Source organism: Salinicoccus jeotgali (genome assembly GCF_055379195.1).
The window spans coordinates 1,168,295-1,188,995 of the sequence record NZ_AP043830.1 but is presented as its reverse complement, the minus strand read 5'-3'; the positions used below and the strand labels follow the sequence as shown (position 1 = coordinate 1,188,995).

The window sequence follows — 20,701 nt, the reverse complement described above, 5'->3', positions numbered from 1 at the left end:
AATAAATTTTAGACAGGTGGTTTAATGAAAAAAATCATTGCGCTCCTTATCCTTGTCATTCCGGTCATAATGGCAGGACTTGGCATCAAATATATGAGGGATAGTGTATTCGGCATCGTCAATGATCCATTTACCCTTACAGTAGTCCAGTTCATCGTTGGGCTGCTGATTGCGATCTTTGGCATATGGTTCATTGGAGGATATATCCTGCATCGTGAACAGCGACAGAACCGTGCCAAGGAAAAATATATGAAAATGGTCGACAAGCCTCCCGCCTGGGAGGAAAGGAAACGAAAAAAATGAAGAGGCGCATTAAAGCGTCTCTTCATTTTTTGCTTTTATTAAGGTTTTGGCGTTTTCTAAAGCGGCAGGTGATATATCTGAACCACTGAGCATCCTCGCAATTTCATATGCATGCTCATCCTGATTGAGATATTCTGCATGGCTGGATGTGCGGTGATCAGATGTCTCCTTAGTTATATAGAGATGGTGATCTGCCATTGCAGCTGCTTGCGGTAGATGTGATATGGAGATGACTTGCCTCGTCTTGGAAAGACGCGCCATCTTTTGGGCCATTCGGGTTGCCACTTGTCCGCTTACTCCTGTATCGATTTCATCAAGTATGAGTAGGGTCTGTGCATCGAATTCAGTAAAGATGGTCCTAAGCGCGAGCATCACCCGGGCTATCTCTCCGCCTGAAGCGATGCGGTTCATTGATTTCAAAGGTTCGCCGGCATTTGTTGAAATCAGGAACTCTACAGCGGTATAGCCTCTTTCATCAAAATTCGATTCTGATATGCCGATTTCAAAATCAGCCGCTGGCATATCAAGGTCATGCAGTTCTTTTTTTATGCGCGTTTCCAAAAAGTGCTTCTGCTCGGCTCTATAATCATGGAGATCTTTAGCATGATGCTCCATTTCCTTCAATGCTTTCTCCCTATCCTCCTGTAGTGCTTCAAAGGATTGGGCAATGTTCTCAAGCTCTGCAATATCGCGCTCCAGCTTGCTCTGGTAGTCCATAAGTTCATCAACCGTCATATTGTACTTGCGTTTTAGGGAATTGATGCTTGATAGTCTGGATTGCTTGAGGTTAAGTGTTTCTTCATCATAGTCCAAGGTTGAGAGGTCACTTGAGACTTTGCTGTCCAGTTCATTCAACAAATGATATGACTCGACCAATATATCATTGAATTCTTTATAGCTCTCATCAAAATTGGATAATGTCTCGATATGATTGGTGATGTCATAAAGTATGGTCTGCGGTGCATATTCTGCGCTTAATTGATTGCTGATCAGGGATAGGCTGCCGTTTATCTTCTCATAGTTGTCAAGGTAACCTATATCCTCTATCAGCTTGTCCTCCTCGCCCTCTTCAAGTCCCATTTCTTCCAATTCATCGAATTGATGCCTATACATCTGCAACTGTTGTACCCGGTTCTTATCCTTATACTCCAGTTCTTTTATTTTCGCTTCCAAAGCTTTGTATTTTTGATGATTCTGCCTGTATTCCTTAAAGGAAGGTCTGTTTTCCAGATCGATGTAGCGATCCAAATAAAGGATGTGCTGGCCGTACTCTAGAGCTTCTGATTGAGAAGATTGGGAATGGATGCTAATGACTTCAGACATTATTTCTTTCAATGCGCCTAAAGTGACCATGCGTGAATTTATTTTTATGATACTTTTCCTGTTCTGCATGATTTCCCTGCGGATGATGTAGAGTTCATCTTCAGGAATGTCATTTTCTTTGAGGAGATGCTGTACCGCCTCGGTTGAAGGCAGGTCAAAGACACCTTCAATAACCGCTCCCTTTGTTTCATAACGGATATCTTCTATGGACGCACGCTTACCGTAGAGATATCTGATAGCTTCTATAATCATTGATTTTCCCGACCCCGACTCACCGGAAATGATGGTGAGTCCACTGTCGAAGTCCAATTCAATGTCTTCCAGTACCGCAAGGTTTTTAATTTTAAGTCTTATGAGCAAAATAAACACTCCAGTTTAGATCAGATTGAAGATTCTATCCCTGATTTCTTCCTGTGCAGTTTGATCTCTGCATATAAGCAGGCATGTATCATCTCCACAGATGGTTCCAACGACTTCTTCCCAGTCAAGCTGATCGATTATCGCACCGATGGAATGGGCATTACCCGGTAATGTCTTTAGAACAAGCATATTACCGGTATAATCGAGCTTGACGAAACTATCCATAAGATATCTGCCCAGCTTTTCAAGTGGATGGAACTTGCGGTCCTTGGGCATACTATAGACATATGAACCGTCTGGGGCCGGTACTTTAATCAGCTGTAATTCCTTTATATCCCTTGAGACAGTGGCCTGTGTCACATTAAAACTATAAGCATTCAGCTTTTCGACAAGCTCTTCTTGGGTCTCTACTTTATTGTTGGTTATAATTTCCCGTATCTTGATTTGTCTGATGGACTTATTGGACATCAGTAAGCCTCCTTATACCATTCATGTATATTTATACACATAATATCATAAAATGAATGATTATAATATAAAAAAAGGACATCAGCCCCAGATGGTGCGCTGGATGTCCTTTTCTTCGACTGAGTTTTCAACACTGTCTTTTCTGTGCTTAAGATGAAGTAGATATTCAATATTGCCTTTCGTTCCCGTAATCGGAGAACGTTCCAATCCTGTTATTGAAAGAGAGAGGGAAAGACACTCATCCATTACACGGGTGACCACATTTTGATGGGTCGCCTTGGAAGTAATGATACCATCGGTTTCCCTCTCTTCCATATAGGATTCAAACTGCGGTTTGATGAGGGCGATGATTTCGTAGTCATGAGCGAACAGATGTGTGATATGCCTGATTATTGGTACTACAGAAGTGAAGGAGACATCTATTGAGATGACATCCGGCAAACTTGCAAAGTCGCCTGCGGATGTATCTTTGAAATTAGTCTGTTCCATCACGGTAGTCCGGTCATCGACGCGCAATCTATAATCAAGTTGATTGGTACCTACATCGACTGCATATACATGTTTTATACCTTTTTGCAGGGCGCAATCAGTGAAACCGCCTGTTGAACTGCCCACATCTATCATTACTTTATCATTTAAGCTAATGTCAAAATATTGTACTGCATGATTGAGCTTTATTCCTCCACGGGAAACATAAGGCTTTATGTTCCTGAAGCGAATATCAGCTTTACTTGGGTCAATCATTTCTGAAGGTTTATATATGGGGGCATTGTTGTTTAAAACCTTTCCAGCCATTATTATACGTCTGACTTCTTCAAGAGTGCCTAAGTTGAAGTGCTGATGCACATGCTGATCAATTCTTGATTTGCTTGGCATTTGCCTGCTCCATCAGCAGCTTCGACTGAAGGACTATATTTTCGGCTGTAATACCGATGTCTTCAAGAAGCTTCCCTACATCCCCATGCTCGATATATTCATTATCGATACCAATTCTGTGGAGGGCGTTATTGTAATCATTATCCGCAAGATAACTTGCGATCATGCTGCCCAGCCCACCAGTCAACATTGATTCTTCGACTGTAAGGATAGGTTTCCCATTGCTGCCCAGTGTGTTTAGCATCTGATGATCCATTGGCTTAAGGAATCGGGCATTGACTACACCGGCTTTAATCCCTGCACCTTTCAAAGTATCTGAAGCTTCTAGTGCAAGGTCAAGCGTAGGTCCGAAGGAGATAATGGTCATATCGTCACCTTCAGACATCAACTCCCATTTGCCGTACTCGAGGATTTCGGAATTACCTCCCTGCTTCAAACCTTTTACATTGCCCCTTGGATACCTCAGTGCAATAGGTCCATCATGGCTGAATGCCAAGTCGATCATCTGTGATGCTTCGATCTCATCTTTTGGCATCATCAAGGTCATATTCGGCAACGGGGTAATGAAGCTGATGTCGAAGACACCCTGGTGGGTCTCACCGTCAGCACCCACGAGACCGCTTCGGTCAATGCCTATGAAGACGTTCAGGTTTTGTCTATCGACATCGTGCAACAATTGATCGAAGCCGCGCTGAAGGAATGTTGAATATATGGCCAGATATGGTCGCATACCGCTTGCAGCAAGGCCAGCTGACATTGTAACAGCATGTTGCTCTGCAATGCCGACGTCAAAGAAACGCTCCGGCAGTTCGTTTTGGAACTTCGTCAACTTACTGCCGACAGGCATTGCAGGAGTTAAAGCAACAATCCTATCATCGTTTTTGGCATGTTCAAGAACAGTGTTTGACATGAATTCACTCCAAGATGGGGTCGATTTACTGCCAAGGACTTCTCCCGTATCGATCTTGTAAGGTCCCAATCCATGCCACTTGCCCATCTTGTCATCTTCTGCTGGATGATATCCTTTGCCTTTTTTAGTGATGACGTGGATTACGGCGGGGCCATTGTAATCTTTGGATATCTGGATTGCATTCGACAACTCTTCGAAGTCATGACCATCTACAGGACCGAGATATTTGATGCCAAGTTCTTCGAAGAAGATACCATTCACTATAAGGTATTTCATGCTGTCTTTGATCCTATCGGCCATATCCCTTAGCTTGACGCCTACTTGTGGAAGACGGTTTAAGAAATCTTCAATGTCATGCTTGACCCTGTTGTATTGGGTATTGGTACGCATTCTGCCAAGCATATTGTGGACTGCCCCTACATTCGGGGCAATGCTCATTTCATTATCGTTTAGTATTATGGTCATATTGGTACGGTCGGAACCAATGTGGTTTAATGCTTCCAGAGCCATGCCGCCCGTCAATGCACCGTCTCCAATGATAGGAACGACATGGTTACTTTCACCTTTTATATCACGCGCTTTGGCGATGCCCATCGCAGCAGAGAGACTCGTTGAAGAGTGTCCTGCTTCCCAGACATCATGTTCAGATTCACGTAATTTTGGGAATCCGCATAAGCCTTTATATTGCCTTAAGGAATCAAAATCGTTTATGCGTCCAGTCAATATCTTGTGGATATAGGCTTGATGGCCTACATCGAAGATCAGCCGGTCCTCCGGAGAATTGAAGTGCTTATGAAGTGCAAGGGTCAATTCTACGACCCCTAAGTTCGCTCCGATATGGCCGCCTGTCCTAGAACATGACTCGATTAGAAAATCCCTGATGTCTTGTGCTAGTATTTTAAGTTCCCCTTCATCCATCTCTTTCAGGAATGAGGGTTCTTTTATACTATATAGATTCATATAGCAACCACCTTTAAATTTACTAATGCCAATTATACCACTTTTATGTAAAGGTCAAAATAAAAATGATAATTCATACTGATGAATTATCATTTATCTCTTACTGCAAAGCGTTGCAACACCCTATCCAGATGGGAAATATCTATTTCATCTGCAAGTGAATGGAGTATCGTTTCCGCTTCTCCAGTTAATTTATCTAATTCTTTCTTCGCGCCTTCCAGACCATACGTCCTCACATAGGTCATCTTATTTTTCCGTGCATCACTACCTGTTTCTTTGCCGGTAGTTTCAAGGTTGCCCTCCACATCCAAAATGTCATCCCGTATTTGGAAGAGGATGCCCAGTTTATCGCCGAATTCAAGGAGCGGTTCCATAACAGAATCACTGGCCTCAGCAATTATGCATGCAATTTTTATGGGAAGGACGATCAACTGTCCTGTTTTGTAATGATGAATATCCTCAAGCTCGTTAAAGGTGATGTTTTTGCCTTCCGCTTCTATATCGAGCATCTGTCCACCTATCATGCCATTCTGCCCTGCTTTTTCCGACAATTGAGAGATGATCTCCACTTTCTGTTTTGGATCCAATCGGGTATCCAAAGTTATGAGGTGAAAGCTTTCGGTCAGTAGGGTGTCTCCTGCGAGTATCGCTGCAGCTTCACCATATACTTTATGGTTTGTGGGCTCGCCACGCCGGTAGTCGTCGTCATCCATGGCTGGAAGGTCATCATGTATAAGGGAATATGTATGTACCATTTCCACCGCCGCTGCTGCGCCGACACCCTTCTCCAGGTCAGCACCCAATGACTCGAGTGCGGCAAAAAGCAGATAGGGTCGAAATCTTTTGCCGCCAGCCTTAATGGAATAGCTGCTGGCTTCTTCGATTGTTTTAGAGACACGATTCGTCTGAAGGTGGGCAAGGATTCTAGACTCAGCTTTTATGAGGTATTCATTCATATCATTCTTCATCTTCTGCCCCTTTCTTGTTAAGTGTTTCAACCTTCAGTTCTGCATTTTTGAGTATCTTGTCGCACTCTGTAGTAAGTTCTACTCCTTTTTGGTAGAGTTCAAGCGATTCTTCTAGTGAGACCTCTTCTTCATCCAATTTTTTTACGATTGTTTCCAGCTGGTTCATCTTTTCTTCGAATGTTTCATTTTTCTTTTCCGGCATCATTTCTCACCTCTGTTACTTTGGATAGGACAGTACCATCCCTTAATGTCGTTTCTATGATGTCCCCATCACCTACCGCATCCACTGTTTTGACGACCTGACCTTCGTTGGTGGTGTAGGAATATCCACGCTTCAACACATTTGACGGACTCAGCGAATTGAGGCGATCTAGTGATGCCCCCAATGTTTGCCGTGATGATTCAATCTTCACCTTGAGTGTCCTATCAAGGCTTGCAGTGTAGGCATCCAATATTTCGGCGCCTCTTCTGATTTTAAAGGTCGGCGTATTATATCTTACGCCCTCTTTTGCATTCGACAGACGGTAGCCGCTTTCACGAATCTTTGATGTAACTCTTGAATCAAGGCTATCTTTTAGTGCGACCAGTTTTTCCGTCTGCTGATCGTACAGAAGGTCTGGGTTTTTAAGTTTATAGTAGGAAGAAAGCGTCGACAACCGATTTTTATCGGATGTGATTTTTTGATTGATGCTGCGGGCCAGGAATTTTTCCGTCTGACTAAGCTTTTCGAAAATATCGACACGGTCAGGGACGGATATTTCTGCAGCTGCTGTTGGTGTAGGCGCTCTCAAATCAGAAACGAAGTCGACAAGGGTTGTATCTGTTTCGTGCCCGATGCCTGTGATGATGGGGGTCTTCATGTTGAATACAGCCAGTGCGACGTCTTTCTCATTGAAAGTCCATAAATCTTCTATGGATCCGCCCCCTCTTGCTAGAATTATGGTATCCGCTCCCGATTCATCCGCTTCTTCAAGGCTTCGAATGACCGTCGTCCTACTTTTACTGCCCTGCATCAACGTATTGTAGATCGTCACTGTAACAAGAGGATAGCGTCGTTTAAGCGTAGTGACCATATCCTGCAGTGCTGCACCAGTTTTGGAACTGATTATGGCAATCTTCTTGGGGTACTCCGGAATCTTTTTTTTATGTTTGTCATCAAAATACCCTTGATTTCGTAAATCGGTTTTATCCTTTTCAAGCTTTTCAAAAAGCAGGCCGATGCCATCCATTTCGATGCTGTCTGCATAGATCTGGTATTGGCCACTACTTTCAAAAATGCTGACCCTGCCTTCGATGAGTACGCTCTGCCCTTCCTCCGGCTGAAACTTCAATGCGTGGACATTACGCGAAAACATCACTCCGCGAAGTACGGCATCTTTGTCCTTTAATGCAAAAAATAGATGGCCACTCGAATGATGTTTGACATTCGAGAGCTCACCTTTTAAATAGACACGCGTTAAATACGGATCTTGGTCGAACTTATATTTTAGGTACTTTGTCAATGCACCTACGGAAAGATATTTACTGTGCTCCATCCGTATTTTCATCCGTTTCAAAAATAAAGTTTTTGAGGACACCGTTGACAAAGCGGTAGCCATCCTTCTCCCCGTATTGTTTCGCAAGGATGATCGCTTCATTGATTACTACTTTTTTGGGAGAATCACCATGAAGTATTTCAGAAATGGCTGTCCTCAAAATATTCCTTTCAACTTTCGGGATCCGTTCCAAAGTGTAACTGGTCAGATGATTTTTAATTTCGTCATCTATCCTAGACTTATGTTCTGAATGATAATCCACGATTGACTTGATGTACGGGTATTCTTGGTACAGATCGTGGAATGATACATCCTTTAGGCTCACAAGTCCATGATCCAATTGGAACAGTATTTGAAATATTTTCTTTCGTTGTTCATGTCGGTTCATTAATAACACCATCTAATCATCTATTTGATATTTACGATATGGACATTGACTTCTTTTACAATATTATCCGTCATGTTCATAATGGTCTGGGTGACGTTCTTTTGTATGTTCTCGGCAGTTCCATGCACATTGTGGCTCTGGTCAAGCGTCACGTAGATTGAAAGTCGCACTTCCTTATCCTTACTGTCTACTTTGACCCCGCGACCACGATATTTTTTGCCGATTTTCTCGAAGTTGCCGCTGGCAAAGTTGTTATGCAATGCATGCACGCCTTCTGTTTCAGTTACGGCAATACTTGCAATCACTTCAAGTACTTCGGGTGAAATCTCGATGCGTCCAAGATTTGCTTTATCTTCTTCAATAATCATATTAATCACCTCGTCAATTCATTATATCATGGTTTGACAGGAAGTTTGTATTATAGTCATTGTTCTTGAATGATTCGTGATTCAACAAGTTCATATGGAACGGAATTGTCGTATCGACTCCGCCAATCTTGAATTCTCCAAGTGCACGCAGTGCGGTATTGATGGCTTCTTCCCTTGATGGCGCAAAAGTGATCAGTTTCGCAATCATGGAGTCATAGTAGGGAGGAATGACATATCCAGCGTAGCAGGCACTATCCAGTCTTACGCCGAAGCCGCCTGGCACCATGAAGTCGGTAATCTTGCCGGCGGAAGGCATGAAATTTTTGTATGGATTTTCCGCATTGACGCGCAGCTCAATCGCATGCCCTTTAAATTCAATTTCTTCCTGTTTAAACGGCATGGGTTCTCTTCTTGCAATCTTAATCTGCATTTTGACAAGGTCTACACCAGTGATCATTTCCGTAATTGGATGTTCCACTTGGATGCGCGTATTCATCTCCATAAAGTAAAAGCTGTCGTCATTCAAGTCATAGATGAACTCGATGGTACCGGCTCCAATGTAATCGATGCTTTTTGCAGCTGTCACAGCCGTCTGCCCTATCTCTTCACGCCTTGCTTCAGAAAGTACCGGACTCGGCGCTTCCTCCACCAATTTCTGCATCCGCCTTTGGATGGTGCAATCGCGTTCACCAAGATGTACGACGTTGCCATGATAATCTCCGAGCACCTGAATTTCTATATGTCTGAAATTCTCAATGTACTTTTCGATATAGAGGCTTTTATTGCCGAAGGAACTTTCTGCTTCCTGTTCAGTCATCTTATAATTTTGGACAAGGGAAGCTTCATCCCTCGCCACCCGGATACCTTTACCCCCGCCGCCATGGCTTGCTTTAATAATGACCGGATAACCGATTTCTTCAGCGATTTTCTTTGCATCTTCTACAGAAGCCACCACGCCTTCACTGCCGGGTACGGTAGGTACGCCCGCTTTCTTCATCGTATCTTTAGCAACATCCTTAACACCCATCAATGAAATCGTTTCATGCATAGGACCGATGAAAATAAGGTTGGATACTTCACACATTTCTGCAAAATCGCTGTTTTCAGCCAAAAACCCATAGCCCGGGTGAATGGCGTCACATCCACTTTTTTTGGCTATCGTGATGATGCTGATCATATCGAGGTAACTGTCTTTTGAAAGCTTTGGACCGACGCAGTAGGATTCAGTGGCGATTTTCCGGTGTAGGCTGTCCTTATCTGCTTCAGAATAGATGCTGACGGATTCTATCCCCAACTCAGTGCACGCTCTGATGATTCTTACAGCAATCTCTCCGCGGTTTGCAACCAGTATCTTTTTGATCATCGTACTCTGAACAATGGCTGATCGTATTCAACCATGTCTCCATCTTCGACAAGTATCTCTGTGATTTCACCGGAAATTTCCGCCTGTATTTCATTGAACAGCTTCATTGCTTCAAGGATGCACACTACTGAGGAATTATCGACTTTATCCCCTACTTTCACATATGGGTCCGCCTCTGGAGAAGCTGCTTTATAGAATGTTCCGACCATTGGAGCCTTGATCACCTTGCCCTCTTCTTCAGGTGATGGCTGCTGCGGCTGTGCTTCTGCTGCAGCCGGTGTTGAAGGCACAGCAGCCGGTCTTGCAGACTGCTCCGGTTCTCCTCCGCGCTTAAGTTTGATTTCAACTTCCTCATCCTTATATGTCAATTCGGTGAGTGAAGCTTTTTCCATTTTACTTATCAGTGAGTCAATATATTCATGTTTCATGTTCAGGCTCCTTAACTTTCAAAATTTCTGTCTTGTATTTTACGCAAGTGGTCATACCAATTCAAGTAAAAAATGAAAGCAGAGGCTACTCTGCTTTCACTTTCTAGGCTCTTGAAACATAATGGCCGTCATCAGTACTGATGACAAGTGTGTCCCCTTCATTTACAAAGAGTGGCACCTGGAGCTGAAGTCCTGTTTCAAGAGTCGCGGATTTAGACGCGCCGCTTGCTGTATCACCTTTGATTCCCGGTTCCGTTTCAACTACTTTGAGTTCTACGTTTTTAGGCAGTTCGACACCGAGTGTCTCCCCTTCGTACATAATCAGGGAAACATTCATGTTCTCCTTCAGGTACTGGAGCTCATCAGTAAGTGCCGAAGCATCCAACTCCACCTGCTCGAATGTATTGTTATCCATGAAGACGTGGTTGTCTCCATCTGCATACAGATACTGCATCTTCAAGTTATCGATATGGGCTTTACCCACCTTCTCACCTGCGCGGAACGTTTTTTCCTGGATGGCCCCTGTCCTCAAGTTCCTGAGTTTGCTTCTGACGAAGGCGGCGCCTTTACCTGGCTTGACATGCTGGAAATCGACCACACGCCACAAGCCCCCTTCTATTTCTACTGTGAGTCCTGTTTTAAAATCGTTGACTGAAATCATAGTATTCCTCCTGTATTCTCATTGATTTAGATGATGAACAGCTCTTTACTGCTGTGTGAAAGTTTCTCAAGACCTTGATCTGTAACGAGGCAGTCGTCTTCAATCCTTACGCCGCCTACGTCTTCAATGTAGATGCCCGGTTCTACTGTAACACACATGTCTTTCTCGAGAACGGTTTCGCTGGACTTCGCCAAGCTCGGCATTTCATGCACTTCCAAACCGAACCCATGTCCAAGCGAATGACCGAAGTTATCTCCATAGCCGTGTTTCGTGATGATATCACGCGCAACCGAATCCGCTTCCCGACCGGTCATCCCTGTTTTGATTTCATCAAGTGCAGCCAGTTGGGACTCCAGGACGATGTTGTGTACCTTCTCCATTTCTTCTGATACGTGCCCGACGCCAAACGAGCGGGTTATATCAGATGCATACCCATTATAATATGCTCCAAAATCAAGTGTGATCATCTCGCCGGCCTCTATGATTTTATCAGAAGCCACACCATGCGGGAGTGCACCCCTGTAGCCGCTGGCTACAATGATATCAAAACTTGAACCTTCCGCTCCAAGTTTGCGCATGTGATTCTCAACTTCGTTGCGCACGTTGAGTTCACTCATCCCTGGCTTAATGTACTTCAATATGTGATCGTAGGTTTCATCGGCTATTTCGCACGCTTTTTTGATTATGGAAACCTCTTCTTGTGTCTTGAACATGCGGATTTTTTCAATCTCATTCGTCAAAGGCACAATTTCAAAGTTTTCAGCCAGCTTTTCAGAAGTATTGTAATTGATATGATGGCCCTCAAAACCAAGGGTACGAAGGTTTTTCCCTTTGATGAATTCCACTGTGAAATCAAGGAGACCTTTATCCTGAAGGATGAATTCAAACCCTTCAGCTTGTGCCCTGGCCTGCGCATCGTACCTGAAATCAGAAATCAGGTATCGGTTCTCCTTCGTGATGACTAAAGCACCGCTTGACCCTGTGAAGTTACTCAAGTATCTTCTGTTGTAGTCGCTCATGATGAGCAGTGCATCCAAGTTGTTCTCTTCTAAAAGGGTGTTCACTTTATCAAATTTGATCATATGCTTATACTCCACCTTTCAGATTACATTCTACATCAAAACAACCTTTATTTCAGTAATAGAATCATGCAATATCGCTTATATCCCGACTTTTTTGTAATTTGCAAAACAATATCATCTTTTGGTGTAACATGATATCATTATACAATGAAAATTAGGAGAATCAGATTATGAAACGAATGATGTCGATCATACTGTCGGTGATGTTCCTGAGCGCCTGTAGCGGGAACCCGGTAGAACAGGATTTAAAAAAGGCGAATGAGCGTAACGAGGAGTTGAAGCGGCTTCTGCAGACTGAGGAAGTCTCGCTCCAGAAGAATACACAGCGCCTTGAGAATCTGGAGCAGGAAATTTCCAAAATGAAAGAAATAAGGGGTAATCCCGACATAAGCAAGTATGTACAGGATATCGAATCGTATGCTTCGGAAATGGAATCTTCTTTTGATGAGCTGGACAAAATGATAAGGGAAAACGAAGAATCGCCCCAAAACCTCCAGTCCAATTTCAAAGAAGTCGAAAAACAGATATCACGTACGATAGAAGACTATAATGATGAAACCACTGATGTTGAGTTGGATGATTACCTGAAACGCCGGCATGAATCCATTCTACTGGCCAACGACGAAATCCTTGCAGCAATCGATATTTTGAACAGGGGTATAGAGAATGATGATCCTGATCTGTTCAAGGAAGGCCTCGATCAGCTTAAGCAAGTAAATGAATACTATTGATGAAGGAAGCGTGGACTGATGACCAATACGAAATATGGCGGTCAAGCCGTCATCGAAGGGGTAATGTTCCAGTCGTCCAGGAAGATGGTGACCGCCATCCGCCGCAATGACGATTCCATAGATTATTTCGAAATGGACCGTCCGCAAAAGGACTGGGTTCAGAAACTAAAGAAAATTCCTATCTTGCGGGGGAATGTGGCCATTATTGAATCAAGTATATATGGGATGAAACATATGGATTTCGCCTCTGAAAGGTATGAAAGGCATCCATCAGATGACATGAACATTGAAGCGGAGAAGCAGGAAGCGAATAAGTCCAAAATCGTCTTGTCCACCATTCTGATAGGCATACTTTCTTTTCTGGTCGGAAAAACCCTTTTCACCCTCATACCAGTCTTCATAGCCGAATTCTTCTCAGGGGTTGTTACTTCCCATGCTGGGCAAGTCGCCTTGGAGTCCTTCTTCAAGCTTATTCTGCTGCTTCTCTATATTTACGCCATTTCGATGACTCCCATGATCAAGCGCCTGTTTCAATACCATGGCGCCGAGCATAAAGTCATCAATACTTTCGAGGATAATGAACTGTTGACGGTGGAGAACGTCCAGCACCATTCAAGGCTGCACTATAGATGCGGCAGTTCCTTCATACTATTCACCGTACTTGTAGGATTTGTCGTCTATATGTTCGTGCCGGTAGATCCCTTCTATGTCAGAATCCTCAACAGATTGGCATTGATACCGGTAGTCATCGGATTGTCCTTCGAGTTCCTTCAGTTCACAAATAAGGTAAGGCATGTGCCGGTCCTTAAATGGTTCGGCCTACCTGGACTACTGCTGCAGCTGCTGACTACTAAACAACCCGATCATAAGCAAGTTGAAGTGGCCATCGCCTCATTCAACAGATTATCAAGGAGTGTGAAATAGATGAAACGATTTTTGATGTACCTGGTGCTTGCCATAGCTGCAATCGGCCTTGTAACCAACCTGGATTATTTCATGGGAATGATACTCAATTCGCTGGTGACCCTGCTGATCATCGGCCTTATCCTCTATGGAATATATTATTTCTTTATATTGACACCGAGCCAAAGAAAATATAAGCGCGCACTCAGAAAATCAAAACGCAGATATAGGAATCGCAAATAATGAAACTGCCCGGAATTGGGCAGTTTTTTTATCATCTTTAAACATTGTCTGCCAATCAACCGACCAGCCTAAGTTCGTACATCGTCCCCTCCACCCCGCTTCAGTGATTATCCCCACTAGATGTTCCTCATCATTTTCTCTTTTAAATTGTGTCGAACATCTTTATAATAAGCTTATGTGAAATTTTTAAGGAGAGATACAAATTGGATACTTGGTTGATTATTCTATTGGCGTCAATCGTCATCATCCTTCTTCTGGTAGTGAACGGCTACAGGAATATGAAGAGCGTCAAACCTCTTACAGAGGAAGAATTTAAAAAAGATTTGAGGAAAGTTCAGCTCATAGACTTGAGGGATAAAGAGAAATATGAATATGGACATATTATGGGTGCAAGGAATATTCCCATGATGAATTTCTCCATGAAGATGAATTCCCTTAGGAAGGACATGCCTGTCTATCTGTATGATCAGACCGGGAGGTTGCCTTACAGGGCTGGGAAGATGTTGAAGAAAGCAGGATTTAAAGATGTCTACATGCTGAAAAACGGCATCAGCAAATGGACTGGCAAAATCAAGTCCAAAAACAAATAATAAAATAATGGCCCCGGCTCGATGAGCCGGGGCCATTATTTTATTTCTCTTCTACAATGTCATCACGTTGGAACCTCAGCACTGGTTTTCTGGCAGCCTGAGTCTCATCCAAGCGACCGACCACAGTAGTATGAGGGGCTTCAAGGACGATATCTGGATCTTCCTCAGCTTCTTTGGAGATACCGATCAAGGTGTCTACAAATCCATCCAGTGTCTCCTTGGACTCCGTCTCCGTCGGTTCTATCATCATGCACTCTTCAACGTTGAGTGGGAAGTAGATCGTCGGCGGATGATATCCAAAATCAAGCAGACGTTTTGCCATATCGAGTGTACGCACTCCCATTTTCTTCTGCCTGGAACCGCTGATGACAAATTCATGTTTACAATGTTGCTTGTAAGGAAGTTCGAATGTACCTTCAAGCCTTCTCATCATGTAGTTGGCATTAAGGACCGCAATTTCCGATACTTCCTTGAGACCGTCCGGCCCCATGGTGCGAATATACGTATATGCCCGCAGGAATATGCCGAAGTTACCGAAGAATGGTTTTACGCGTCCGATGCTCTTAGGCACATCATGCTCGACTTTGTAGGAATCGTCTTCATTCTTGACGACGATCGGTTTAGGAAGATACTTCGCCAATTCTGATTTGACTCCGATTGGCCCTGAGCCAGGGCCACCACCGCCATGCGGACCTGTAAATGTTTTGTGCAAGTTCAAGTGGACCGCATCGAAGCCCATATCTCCAGGGCGTACTTTAGCCATGATGGCATTCAAGTTGGCGCCATCATAGTAAAGTTTACCGCCCGCTTCATGGACGATGTCACGCATTTCCAGAATATCTTCTTCAAACAGTCCAAGGGTATTCGGGTTCGTGAGCATTATTGCAGCTGTATCATCGCCTACCAGGCTCTTCAGGTGCTCGATGTCAACGAGCCCTTTGTCATTGGATTTTACAGTCACGGCTTCAAACCCTGCTACTACCGCACTTGCCGGGTTTGTTCCGTGAGCCGAGTCCGGTACGATCACTTTAGTACGGTTGAAGTCTCCATTGTCTTCATGGAAGGCTTTGATCATCATCAGTGCCGTCCATTCGCCTTGCGCACCAGCAGCAGGCTGCAATGTGATTTCATCCATGCCAGTAATCTCTTTGAGGTGTTCCTGCATATCGTAGACGATTTCAAGGGAACCTTGTATCGTCTTGTCGCTCTGGAGTGGATGGCTGAGTGCAAAACCTGGCATCCTGGCAACTTTTTCGTTAATTTTCGGATTATATTTCATGGTACAGGAACCGAGCGGATAAAATCCGGAGTCGACGCCGTAGTTCTTGTTGGATAGTTCAGTATAGTGACGCATCAGGTCAAGTTCACTTATTTCCGGCAACTCGGCCTTTGTCTTCCGGACGAATTTATCGTCTATAATCGTACTGATATCCGCCTTTTCCACTTCCAGATCCGGAAGCGAATAGGCAAAGCGATCTTCTATGCTTCTTTCAAAAATCAAAGGACTGGATCCCTTAAGCATTGTATTCACCCAACCTTTCGATAAATCCATCTATTTCTTCCTTAGTGCGCAATTCTGTAACAGCTACAAGCATATAGCCCGCAAAATCAGCGTCCACTTTCTCTAGGTTATAACCGCCGATATAGCCGTATTCAAGTAGTTCATCATTGATTTCGTCGACATCTTTTGAGAGTTTTACTGCAAATTCATTGAAAGACTGACCATCCAGGATTGTAAATCCGGCAGACTTCAGCTTATTCTTCATGTAGTTGGTCTTTTGGATATTCTGTTCAGCCATTTCTACTGCACCATTTTTACCCAAGGCGCTCATCGCAACCGAAGATGCCAGCGCGTTCAGGGCCTGGTTGGAACAGATGTTGCTTGTTGCCTTATCCCGTCTTATATGCTGTTCACGGGCTTGTAGCGTGAGTACGAATCCACGGTTGCCTTCGTCATCCTGAGTTTGCCCAATGAGGCGGCCTGGCATTTTACGCATGAGCTTTTTAGTGGCTGCAAAATAACCACAGTGAGGGCCGCCGAATTGTGCCGGTATGCCGAACACTTGTGTGTCACCAGTGACGATGTCCGCCCCAAACTCACCTGGAGGTGTAAGAAGGCTGAGTGCAAGCGGATTACTGTTTACGACGAACAATGCCTTATGCTTGTGGGCAATCTCCTCCATCGCTTCCAGATCTTCAATGGAACCGAGGAAGTTCGGATATTGCACCATCACCGCTGCCGTATCTTCATCAGACGCTTCAGCGAGTTTTTCAAGATCGGTATAGGATCCATTGAGATCAACTTCCACTACTTCAATGTTTTGGCCTTTACAATAAGTTTTAAGCACTTCAATCGCCTGATAGTGAACACCCTTCGATACGACTACTTTCTTTTTCTTTGTCTGGCCGGCAGCCATTGTTGCGGCCTCAGCAAAGGCAGTCGGTCCATCGTACATAGAAGAGTTTGCCACGTCCATACCTGTGAGCTCTGCAATCAAGGTCTGGAATTCGAAGATCGCCTGCAGTTCCCCTTGGGAGATCTCTGGCTGATAAGGTGTATAGGCAGTATAGAATTCCGAACGCGAGATGACATGATCCACAACTGTCGGGATGTAATGGTCATAGACGCCCGCACCCAGAAACGAGGTATGTGTTTCTGTAGTGATGTTCTTTTTGGAGATGTTGGTGAGTTCCCTCAAAAGGGATGTTTCACTCTTCTTTTCTTTAATGTCCAATTCACCCTTGAACCGGACACTCTCAGGGATGTCTTCAAACAATTCGGAAACATCTTTTATGCCAATCGTTTCAAGCATTGCATTCTTATCTTTTTCAGTTAACGGCAAATAGCGGTGACTCAATTGATACACTCCTTCTATTTTTAATTTTTATGGAACGGGGGTTTCACGAATTTAGCCGGCACATCTTTGTTGCGGACTTTGACGTTGAACGTTTTGTCGAGTTCAAAGAAGTCAGTATCCACAAGAGCAAAGCCGATGGATTTTTTGGTGACTGGAGATTGGGTGCCACTTGTTACATATCCTACCTTGTTTCCTTCTTCATCCGTCACTTCATAGTCGGTTCTCGCAATTCCTCTCTCAAGCAGTTCAAAACCGGCGAGTCTTCTTGGAGCCCCTTCATCTTTTTGTTGCTTGAGCACTTTTTTTCCAATGAAGTCCTCTTTGTCGGTTTTCACGGCAAAGCCTGCTTTAGCTTCAATCGGTGAAATATCCTCAGTGAGATCTTGACCATGAAGTGGCAAACCTGCCTCCAGTCTGAGGGTATCCCTAGACCCAAGTCCACATTCGGTTACGCCTTCATCGACGAAAAGTTTCCAGAGTTTCTCCGTATCTGAGCTGTCGCAGTATATCTCGAAGCCATCCTCTCCTGTGTAGCCACTTTGTGAAAGGATTACATTACAGCCACCGATCTCAACATCCTTTTTAAAACGGAACATCTTCATTTCGCTGATATCTTCATCGGTATGCTTCTGCACAATTTCACGTGCATTAGGTCCCTGGATGGCGATCTGTCCATAGTCGGAAGTGACATTTTTGACAGTCGCATCATATCCTTTTATGGAGGTCAGCCATTCATAGTCTTTATCAGTATTTCCGGCATTGACTACCAGAAGATATTTCTCATCTTCCAATTTATAGATGACGAGGTCGTCTATGACGCCACCTGACTCGTTGCATAACATGGTGTACTGGGCTTTTGTGTCGGTAAGTTTTTCGACATTGTTCGTCAGTGCATAATTGAGGAATGCTTCAGACTCCTTCCCTTCTACAAGGATCTCGCCCATGTGGCTCACCTCGAAAAGGCCTGCACTCTCCCTTACTGCCTTATGTTCTTCTTTTATACTGCTGAATTGGACCGGCAGAGCCCAACCGGAAAAGTCGATGACTTTTGCCCCGGCTTCCTTATAATAGTTATACAGCGGCGTCTTTTTAAGTTCAGACATGATATTTCTATTCCTCCTTTGGATAATAAAAAAACAGGACAGCCAATAGCTGCCCTGTTGATATGCCTTCAGGAATGCGTCCCAATGCTGTTCTTTTGCCTGAGAGATTCACCATTACGGTTTGCTCCTTCGGCGACGATAACTCGTTCTCTCGAGCATTGTTCATTCGCAAATTTTTAATTGTCTTTACGACTACATTATAACCCCAATTTTTAGAAAATAGCAAGCGCTTTAATTCATTGTCTAGGAAAGTGCATTAAAGGGTCTGCATTATCTGATCGACGACGGTTTTTGGGGTTGAAGTGGCATCGATCTCAATTGCTGAAGTGCTGCGGTATAGATCAAGACGTTCTTCGTATAGTTTCTTCACCGATGCCTTATCTTTTACTAAAGGTCTGTTCATATCCTCACGGATCCTATTATAAAGCGTTGGAAAATCTGCATGAAGATAGATGATCGGCTGATCCATCTCCATAAGAAGCCTTCTTGAGGCTGCATACGTCACCACGCCTCCGCCTGTCGCAAGAATGTCCTGCTTAGGCAGTGCTTTTAGGACATCATATTCACGTACCCTGAAACCTGTCTCACCTTCAGCTGCAAATATTTCGGGGATGGTCATCCCTGAGGATTTTACGATTTCTTCATCAAGGTCACGGACTTCCCTTTCCATATGTGCCCCAAGCAATTTTGCGACCGTAGTCTTCCCGCTCCCCATAAAGCCTATAAGGATCATATCCTCACCCCAGTATATCTTGTATCCGCGTATTATAGATTTCGATGAAATTGGATTGTATTTCAATGATCATCATGAAGCGGTTATGATAATGATAGTACACGCCTGCCATATATATCAATACAATATACATCGAGAAGCTGAAGAAACCTTCATTTGATAAATGTAATCTGTTCTTCATTTTCCATTCCCTTCCCGAGAAACGAGAGGATGATGGACTCATCCGTCTCTTCAACCTTAAATTCGGTGACATTGAACATTACCGTAACGTAACCTTTGTCCCCCACTGTCTTAATGATTCTCGAGCCATGTCTTCTATAGCGTACTTTAGTTGTCTTATCCATGAAAACAATGGATTCCTGGCTCGGCTCATAATCAGTGGCTGTACTATCCTTATATGACTGGCTGATATCGATTATGAAAAAATCATGTTCGAACTCCATTTCCTCTTCTTCATAATTGAATAGCGCGAGTAATGAAGGCAATAGAGCCATTATAAAAGTAGCGATGCCCAAGCTGACAAGTACTTCTAGGTAAGTGAATCCTGAATCATTTTTTGATTTTGATGCATTCTCCGCTCGCTTTGCCACATATTCTGCCTCCTTCGACAACCCAGTTCTCGGTCTGACTGATGAATGTCTCCCGATCATCGTAGGAGAGTAACTCAATGTATAGCGTCCGATGTAATTCCAGTTGGATCTGCGCTTCTTCGGCTGTAGTTTGAATTGTAATGACTGCCGGCACCAGAGTGACGGCAATGATACTGAGGCACAGCATCGCAAGCAGTCCATCAATCAGCATGAACCCTTTTTCATTCGACACGGAACCGCCCCCTCTCAATCTGGAAAATGAATCTTACAGAAGAACCTGGACAGTCTAAACTTATGGTGCCGAACTTGTTCGCATCACCATCTGGCTTAAAGATGATGCGCTCGAGCCCGCCTGAATTGAGCTGGCACCACTCAGGTGTATAGGAATTAAGTATATTGCCATCCCGGCTACGTAGATGAAAAGTGTTGCCGGCACGGTCGATATCGACAATATTATAAGATTTTGAAGCCATCGCCTCCGTCTGGGCGTTATAGAAGAAATGGCTTATCCGTTCTATGTCCCCTTCTGTCCCGCCTGCTTCGTAGTCAGGTATACTGACTACGCCAATAAGCAATATGATGCTGACGATGAATAATGTCAGCATCATTTCAAGAAGCATAAAACCATCATGGCGTGCGTGCTGCTTTGCCATTGGTGACGGCAATGGTGTCTCCGTTCGCACATGTAACTTGGTCGTCGGTCAAATACTCAGGTACGAGTGCATTGATTGAAGCAGGCGGCGCGCCCTCGTTCAATGTATAGGATTCCACTTGGCTCTGGACCATCCTTACTTGCGCTTCACATCCTGTGTCCTGGACGTTTGCACTTTGGGCCGCTATGTTCGGAATGATCAGTATGATCAGCACTGATATGACCAGTAGCACCAACAGCATTTCAATCAGAGTAAATCCTTCTTCACCGTTTGCCTTCATTTTTCCTTTAAAATATTTTTTCAT

General features: G+C 44.0%; 27 protein-coding genes and 1 riboswitch. Of the genes, 5 read left to right on the top strand and 22 right to left on the bottom strand.

Features of this window, described 5'->3' with window-relative positions:
- The first annotated feature begins 24 nt into the window (after window positions 1-24).
- Window positions 25-303, top strand: a complete 279-nt coding sequence (locus ACZ43I_RS05965; protein ID WP_344702872.1) for a DUF2627 domain-containing protein — start codon at window positions 25-27, stop codon at window positions 301-303.
- Between the two features lie 9 nt (window positions 304-312).
- On the opposite strand, the gene recN is transcribed toward ACZ43I_RS05965, so the two are convergent.
- The 13 genes from recN to ACZ43I_RS05900 all read right to left on the bottom strand — a co-directional run bounded on the left by recN (window position 313) and on the right by ACZ43I_RS05900 (window position 11,993).
- On the bottom strand, window positions 313-1,995 hold the full coding sequence (gene recN, locus ACZ43I_RS05960; protein WP_344702870.1) for a DNA repair protein RecN: 1,683 nt from the start codon (window positions 1,993-1,995) through the stop codon (window positions 313-315).
- 6 nt (window positions 1,996-2,001) lie between these two features.
- Complete coding sequence (ahrC, locus tag ACZ43I_RS05955) at window positions 2,002-2,454, bottom strand: transcriptional regulator AhrC/ArgR (RefSeq protein ID WP_344702868.1); 453 nt, start codon at window positions 2,452-2,454, stop codon at window positions 2,002-2,004.
- Between the two features lie 81 nt (window positions 2,455-2,535).
- Window positions 2,536-3,330 carry a TlyA family RNA methyltransferase gene (locus ACZ43I_RS05950; protein WP_344702867.1) on the bottom strand — a complete coding sequence of 265 codons (795 nt, stop codon included), beginning with the start codon at window positions 3,328-3,330 and terminating at the stop codon, window positions 2,536-2,538.
- The gene (gene dxs, locus ACZ43I_RS05945) at window positions 3,308-5,200 is read right to left on the bottom strand and encodes a 1-deoxy-D-xylulose-5-phosphate synthase (RefSeq protein WP_344702865.1); all 1,893 of its coding nucleotides are present in this window, start codon (window positions 5,198-5,200) and stop codon (window positions 3,308-3,310) included. Before dxs ends, ACZ43I_RS05950 begins: the two co-directional genes overlap by 23 nt.
- Before the next feature lie 89 nt (window positions 5,201-5,289).
- The gene (locus ACZ43I_RS05940) at window positions 5,290-6,168 is read right to left on the bottom strand and encodes a polyprenyl synthetase family protein (protein ID WP_344702863.1); all 879 of its coding nucleotides are present in this window, start codon (window positions 6,166-6,168) and stop codon (window positions 5,290-5,292) included.
- Complete coding sequence (xseB, locus tag ACZ43I_RS05935; protein WP_344703094.1) at window positions 6,158-6,370, bottom strand: exodeoxyribonuclease VII small subunit; 213 nt, start codon at window positions 6,368-6,370, stop codon at window positions 6,158-6,160. Before xseB ends, ACZ43I_RS05940 begins: the two co-directional genes overlap by 11 nt.
- Complete coding sequence (gene xseA, locus ACZ43I_RS05930; RefSeq protein WP_344702861.1) at window positions 6,351-7,703, bottom strand: exodeoxyribonuclease VII large subunit; 1,353 nt, start codon at window positions 7,701-7,703, stop codon at window positions 6,351-6,353. Before xseA ends, xseB begins: the two co-directional genes overlap by 20 nt.
- On the bottom strand, window positions 7,690-8,091 hold the full coding sequence (nusB, locus tag ACZ43I_RS05925) for a transcription antitermination factor NusB (RefSeq protein WP_344702859.1): 402 nt from the start codon (window positions 8,089-8,091) through the stop codon (window positions 7,690-7,692). Before nusB ends, xseA begins: the two co-directional genes overlap by 14 nt.
- Window positions 8,092-8,111: 20 nt before the next feature.
- Window positions 8,112-8,459: an Asp23/Gls24 family envelope stress response protein gene (locus tag ACZ43I_RS05920; RefSeq protein ID WP_344702857.1), complete on the bottom strand. Its 348-nt coding sequence runs from the start codon at window positions 8,457-8,459 to the stop codon at window positions 8,112-8,114.
- 13 nt (window positions 8,460-8,472) lie between these two features.
- Entirely contained in the window at window positions 8,473-9,819 is a 1,347-nt protein-coding gene (gene accC / locus ACZ43I_RS05915; protein ID WP_344703092.1) for an acetyl-CoA carboxylase biotin carboxylase subunit, read from the bottom strand.
- Window positions 9,819-10,250: an acetyl-CoA carboxylase biotin carboxyl carrier protein gene (accB, locus tag ACZ43I_RS05910; RefSeq protein WP_344702854.1), complete on the bottom strand. Its 432-nt coding sequence runs from the start codon at window positions 10,248-10,250 to the stop codon at window positions 9,819-9,821. Before accB ends, accC begins: the two co-directional genes overlap by 1 nt.
- A 103-nt stretch (window positions 10,251-10,353) precedes the next feature.
- Complete coding sequence (gene efp / locus ACZ43I_RS05905; RefSeq protein WP_344702852.1) at window positions 10,354-10,911, bottom strand: elongation factor P; 558 nt, start codon at window positions 10,909-10,911, stop codon at window positions 10,354-10,356.
- A 26-nt stretch (window positions 10,912-10,937) separates the two neighbouring features.
- Window positions 10,938-11,993 carry a M24 family metallopeptidase gene (locus tag ACZ43I_RS05900; protein WP_344702850.1) on the bottom strand — a complete coding sequence of 352 codons (1,056 nt, stop codon included), beginning with the start codon at window positions 11,991-11,993 and terminating at the stop codon, window positions 10,938-10,940.
- Window positions 11,994-12,163: 170 nt separating this feature from the next.
- Here ACZ43I_RS05900 and ACZ43I_RS05895 point away from each other — a divergent pair, with 170 nt between their 5' ends.
- The 4 genes from ACZ43I_RS05895 (at window position 12,164) to ACZ43I_RS05880 (ending at window position 14,460) form a co-directional block, all read left to right on the top strand.
- Window positions 12,164-12,724 (top strand): hypothetical protein, encoded by a 561-nt coding sequence (locus tag ACZ43I_RS05895; RefSeq protein WP_344702848.1) that lies wholly within the window; start codon window positions 12,164-12,166, stop codon window positions 12,722-12,724.
- Window positions 12,725-12,742: 18 nt separating this feature from the next.
- Window positions 12,743-13,648 carry a DUF1385 domain-containing protein gene (locus tag ACZ43I_RS05890; protein WP_344702846.1) on the top strand — a complete coding sequence of 302 codons (906 nt, stop codon included), beginning with the start codon at window positions 12,743-12,745 and terminating at the stop codon, window positions 13,646-13,648.
- Window positions 13,649-13,870: an SA1362 family protein gene (locus ACZ43I_RS05885; protein ID WP_344702844.1), complete on the top strand. Its 222-nt coding sequence runs from the start codon at window positions 13,649-13,651 to the stop codon at window positions 13,868-13,870. It abuts the gene before it with no gap.
- Window positions 13,871-14,073: 203 nt separating this feature from the next.
- Window positions 14,074-14,460, top strand: a complete 387-nt coding sequence (locus tag ACZ43I_RS05880; protein WP_344702842.1) for a rhodanese-like domain-containing protein — start codon at window positions 14,074-14,076, stop codon at window positions 14,458-14,460.
- A 40-nt stretch (window positions 14,461-14,500) separates the two neighbouring features.
- On the opposite strand, the gene gcvPB is transcribed toward ACZ43I_RS05880, so the two are convergent.
- The 9 genes from gcvPB to comGC all read right to left on the bottom strand — a co-directional run bounded on the left by gcvPB (window position 14,501) and on the right by comGC (window position 20,701).
- Window positions 14,501-15,982 (bottom strand): aminomethyl-transferring glycine dehydrogenase subunit GcvPB, encoded by a 1,482-nt coding sequence (gene gcvPB, locus ACZ43I_RS05875; RefSeq protein ID WP_344703090.1) that lies wholly within the window; start codon window positions 15,980-15,982, stop codon window positions 14,501-14,503.
- A complete protein-coding gene (gene gcvPA, locus ACZ43I_RS05870) occupies window positions 15,975-17,318 on the bottom strand; it encodes an aminomethyl-transferring glycine dehydrogenase subunit GcvPA (RefSeq protein ID WP_344702840.1) in 1,344 nt (447 codons plus the stop codon). The genes gcvPB and gcvPA overlap by 8 nt, the downstream gene beginning before the upstream one ends.
- 20 nt (window positions 17,319-17,338) lie before the next feature.
- Window positions 17,339-18,424 carry a glycine cleavage system aminomethyltransferase GcvT gene (gene gcvT / locus ACZ43I_RS05865; RefSeq protein WP_344703088.1) on the bottom strand — a complete coding sequence of 362 codons (1,086 nt, stop codon included), beginning with the start codon at window positions 18,422-18,424 and terminating at the stop codon, window positions 17,339-17,341.
- 74 nt (window positions 18,425-18,498) lie between these two features.
- Window positions 18,499-18,587: riboswitch (glycine riboswitch) on the bottom strand.
- Between the two features lie 90 nt (window positions 18,588-18,677).
- On the bottom strand, window positions 18,678-19,154 hold the full coding sequence (locus ACZ43I_RS05860) for a shikimate kinase (protein WP_344702838.1): 477 nt from the start codon (window positions 19,152-19,154) through the stop codon (window positions 18,678-18,680).
- 4 nt (window positions 19,155-19,158) lie between these two features.
- Window positions 19,159-19,335: a hypothetical protein gene (locus ACZ43I_RS05855; protein ID WP_344702836.1), complete on the bottom strand. Its 177-nt coding sequence runs from the start codon at window positions 19,333-19,335 to the stop codon at window positions 19,159-19,161.
- A complete protein-coding gene (locus ACZ43I_RS05850; RefSeq protein WP_344702834.1) occupies window positions 19,307-19,744 on the bottom strand; it encodes a competence type IV pilus minor pilin ComGF in 438 nt (145 codons plus the stop codon). The genes ACZ43I_RS05855 and ACZ43I_RS05850 overlap by 29 nt, the downstream gene beginning before the upstream one ends.
- Window positions 19,704-19,976: a type II secretion system protein gene (locus ACZ43I_RS05845; RefSeq protein WP_344702832.1), complete on the bottom strand. Its 273-nt coding sequence runs from the start codon at window positions 19,974-19,976 to the stop codon at window positions 19,704-19,706. The genes ACZ43I_RS05850 and ACZ43I_RS05845 overlap by 41 nt, the downstream gene beginning before the upstream one ends.
- Complete coding sequence (locus ACZ43I_RS05840; RefSeq protein ID WP_344702830.1) at window positions 19,966-20,409, bottom strand: type II secretion system protein; 444 nt, start codon at window positions 20,407-20,409, stop codon at window positions 19,966-19,968. The genes ACZ43I_RS05845 and ACZ43I_RS05840 overlap by 11 nt, the downstream gene beginning before the upstream one ends.
- Entirely contained in the window at window positions 20,372-20,701 is a 330-nt protein-coding gene (comGC, locus tag ACZ43I_RS05835) for a competence type IV pilus major pilin ComGC (protein WP_344702828.1), read from the bottom strand. The genes ACZ43I_RS05840 and comGC overlap by 38 nt, the downstream gene beginning before the upstream one ends.

Excerpts from the sequence above, each read along its gene's own strand:
- ACZ43I_RS05965 (WP_344702872.1), top strand. The coding sequence starts at position 25 with ATGAAAAAAATCATTGCGCTCCTTATCCTTGTCATTCCGGTCATAATG.
- ahrC (WP_344702868.1), bottom strand. The coding sequence starts at position 2,454 with ATGTCCAATAAGTCCATCAGACAAATCAAGATACGGGAAATTATAACC.
- ACZ43I_RS05950 (WP_344702867.1), bottom strand. The coding sequence starts at position 3,330 with ATGCCAAGCAAATCAAGAATTGATCAGCATGTGCATCAGCACTTCAAC.
- dxs (WP_344702865.1), bottom strand. The coding sequence starts at position 5,200 with ATGAATCTATATAGTATAAAAGAACCCTCATTCCTGAAAGAGATGGAT.
- ACZ43I_RS05940 (WP_344702863.1), bottom strand. The coding sequence starts at position 6,168 with ATGAAGAATGATATGAATGAATACCTCATAAAAGCTGAGTCTAGAATC.
- xseB (WP_344703094.1), bottom strand. The coding sequence starts at position 6,370 with ATGCCGGAAAAGAAAAATGAAACATTCGAAGAAAAGATGAACCAGCTG.
- xseA (WP_344702861.1), bottom strand. The coding sequence starts at position 7,703 with ATGGAGCACAGTAAATATCTTTCCGTAGGTGCATTGACAAAGTACCTA.
- nusB (WP_344702859.1), bottom strand. The coding sequence starts at position 8,091 with ATGAACCGACATGAACAACGAAAGAAAATATTTCAAATACTGTTCCAA.
- ACZ43I_RS05920 (WP_344702857.1), bottom strand. The coding sequence starts at position 8,459 with ATGATTATTGAAGAAGATAAAGCAAATCTTGGACGCATCGAGATTTCA.
- accB (WP_344702854.1), bottom strand. The coding sequence starts at position 10,250 with ATGAAACATGAATATATTGACTCACTGATAAGTAAAATGGAAAAAGCT.
- efp (WP_344702852.1), bottom strand. The coding sequence starts at position 10,911 with ATGATTTCAGTCAACGATTTTAAAACAGGACTCACAGTAGAAATAGAA.
- ACZ43I_RS05900 (WP_344702850.1), bottom strand. The coding sequence starts at position 11,993 with ATGATCAAATTTGATAAAGTGAACACCCTTTTAGAAGAGAACAACTTG.
- ACZ43I_RS05895 (WP_344702848.1), top strand. The coding sequence starts at position 12,164 with ATGAAACGAATGATGTCGATCATACTGTCGGTGATGTTCCTGAGCGCC.
- ACZ43I_RS05890 (WP_344702846.1), top strand. The coding sequence starts at position 12,743 with ATGACCAATACGAAATATGGCGGTCAAGCCGTCATCGAAGGGGTAATG.
- ACZ43I_RS05885 (WP_344702844.1), top strand. The coding sequence starts at position 13,649 with ATGAAACGATTTTTGATGTACCTGGTGCTTGCCATAGCTGCAATCGGC.
- gcvPB (WP_344703090.1), bottom strand. The coding sequence starts at position 15,982 with ATGCTTAAGGGATCCAGTCCTTTGATTTTTGAAAGAAGCATAGAAGAT.
- ACZ43I_RS05860 (WP_344702838.1), bottom strand. The coding sequence starts at position 19,154 with ATGATCCTTATAGGCTTTATGGGGAGCGGGAAGACTACGGTCGCAAAA.
- ACZ43I_RS05855 (WP_344702836.1), bottom strand. The coding sequence starts at position 19,335 with ATGAAGAACAGATTACATTTATCAAATGAAGGTTTCTTCAGCTTCTCG.
- comGC (WP_344702828.1), bottom strand. The coding sequence starts at position 20,701 with ATGAAAAAATATTTTAAAGGAAAAATGAAGGCAAACGGTGAAGAAGGA.